The sequence below is a fragment of the Nocardioides sp. CPCC 206348 genome, assembly GCF_048654705.1.
Lineage (GTDB): Bacteria > Actinomycetota > Actinomycetes > Propionibacteriales > Nocardioidaceae > Nocardioides.
In genome coordinates, this window is sequence record NZ_JBMCZA010000193.1 from 105,042 (window position 1) to 107,434 (window position 2,393).

2 protein-coding genes and 1 pseudogene are annotated in these 2,393 nt (G+C 68.8%); all 3 read left to right on the forward strand.

Annotated elements, in window-relative coordinates:
- Nucleotides 1-189: pseudogene (locus ACOADB_RS17395) on the forward strand (transaldolase); the annotation flags it as partial.
- Nucleotides 190-192: 3 nt separating this feature from the next.
- Complete coding sequence (gene pgi / locus ACOADB_RS17400) at nucleotides 193-1,911, forward strand: glucose-6-phosphate isomerase (protein ID WP_378601166.1); 1,719 nt, start codon at nucleotides 193-195, stop codon at nucleotides 1,909-1,911.
- Nucleotides 1,908-2,393 (forward strand): 6-phosphogluconolactonase (locus ACOADB_RS17405; RefSeq protein WP_378601169.1); only part of this gene is annotated, 486 nt, incomplete at its 3' end. The genes pgi and ACOADB_RS17405, both read left to right, overlap by 4 nt.

Consider the following 2,393-nt stretch of genomic DNA (forward strand, 5'->3'; position numbering starts at 1 on the left):
AACGGGGGCGACGCCGTGACCGGCAAGGCCGCGGAGGCCCAGTCCGTCTTCGACCGGCTCGTCGCCGTCGGCATCGACCTCGACGACGTCTTCACGGTGCTCGAGACCGAGGGCGTCGACAAGTTCAAGGTGTCCTGGACCGAACTGATCGAGACCGTCGAGGCGCAGATGGCCAAGGCGGGAGCCTGACCGGTGAGTGAGCCGCAGAACGCTGCTCCGGTCGACCCCACGACGACCTCCGCGTGGGCACGACTGCAGAAGCTCGCCGACACCCACCGCGGTGACGACGGGTCGTGGCAGACCCCGCTCCGTGAGCTGTTCGCGGATCCCGGGCGCGCTGCAGGCCTCACCCATCCCGCGGGAGACCTGCTGGTCGATCTCTCCAAGAACCTGGTTGACGACGACATCCTGGCGGCCTTGCTGGCGCTGGCCGACGAGGTGGGCCTCTCGGGGCGGCGCGACGCCATGTTCCGTGGAGACCACATCAACGTCTCCGAGGACCGGGCCGTCCTGCACACTGCCTTGCGGCAACCCGTCGACGCCGACCTGGAGATCGGTGGTCACGACGTCGTCGACGACGTCCACGAGGTCCTCGGACGTGTCTACGCCTTCGCCAACGACGTCCGTTCCGGCACCTGGCGCGGAGTCACCGGTGCAGCCATCACGACCGTCGTCAACATCGGCATCGGCGGGTCCGACCTCGGACCGGTGATGGCCTACGAAGCGCTCAAGCCGTACGTCCAGCCTGGCCTCGAGTGCCGCTTCATCAGCAACATCGACCCGACCGATGCGGCCGAGACGCTCGCCGGCCTCGATCCCGCGACGACGTTGTTCGTCGTGTCGAGCAAGACCTTCGGCACCCTCGAGACACTGACCAACGCGCGCCTGTGCCGCAGCTGGTTGCTGGAGGGCCTGCTTGCGGCCGGTGTCATCGAGACGGCTGACGCCGAGGCACCCGAGGCAAAGGCAGCGATCGCCCGCCACTTCGTCGCCGTGTCCACCGCGCTCGAGAAGGTTGCTGCCTTCGGGATCGACCCGACCAACGCCTTCGGCTTCTGGGACTGGGTCGGCGGCCGTTACTCCGTCGACTCTGCCATCGGCACCTCCCTGGTGATCGCGATCGGACCGAAGCGGTTCGAGGAGTTCCTTGCCGGTTTCCATGCCGTCGACGAGCACTTCCAGAACGCGCCGCTCGACGCGAACGTGCCTGTCCTGATGGGGTTGCTGAACGTCTGGTACGTCAACTTCCTCGGAGCCCAGACCCACGCCGTGCTCCCTTATGCGCAGTCCCTGCACCGCTTTGCTGCGTATCTCCAGCAGCTGACGATGGAGTCCAACGGCAAGAGCGTGCGCTGGGACGGGACTCCCGTCACCACGGAGACCGGCGAGGTGTTCTGGGGCGAGCCCGGCACCAACGGCCAGCACGCGTTCTACCAGCTGATCCATCAGGGCACCCGACTGATCCCGGCCGACTTCATCGCCTTCGCCACCCCCACCTCACCGCTGGTGGACGGCGCCACGGACGTGCACGAGCTGCTGCTCGCGAACTTCTTCGCCCAGACCAAGGCCCTGGCGTTCGGCAAGACGGCCGAGGAGGTCCGCGCCGAGGGCACCGCCGAATCCATCGTCCCGGCCCGTGTGTTCCCCGGCAACCGGCCCACCACGTCGATCATGGCGCCTGCGCTGACCCCGTCGGTGCTCGGTCAGCTGATCGCGCTCTACGAACACATCACGTTCGTCCAGGGCGTGGTGTGGGGCATCGACAGCTTCGACCAGTGGGGCGTCGAGCTCGGCAAGCAACTGGCGTTGCAGATCGCTCCCGCGCTCGCGGGTGACGAGACCGTCCTTGCCGAGCAGGACCCGTCAACGCGGGCCCTGATCCACTACTACCGGGAGCACCGCGCGCGATGACTGATGCATCAGACCGACCGAGCCCGCTCATCGAGGTCCACGCCGACGCCGCGGTGCTGGCCACCGCCGTCGCAGGCGAGCTGCTGAACCGCATCGCCGACGCCCAGGCTGCCGGCCACGTGCCGGACATCGGGCTGACCGGCGGCACGATCGCCGACGCGATCCACCGCGAGGTGGCCCGCCTGGCACCGGCCTCCGGGGTCGACTGGGGAGCCGTGCAGTTCTGGTTCGGCGACGAGCGCTTCGTGCCGGCGGACTCCCCCGAACGCAACGCCGGTCAGGCCCGCGCGGCGTTCCTCGACGAGGTCCGGGCCATGCGCGTGCACGAGATGCCCGCGTCGGACGAGTCCGAGAGCGCCGAGGCTGCCGCGACGTCGTACAGCGAGACGGTGCGGGCGGAGGGCCACGGCGACTTCGACGTCCTCATGCTGGGCGTCGGACCGGACGGTCACATCGCGTCGCTCTTCCCCGACCACGCCGGG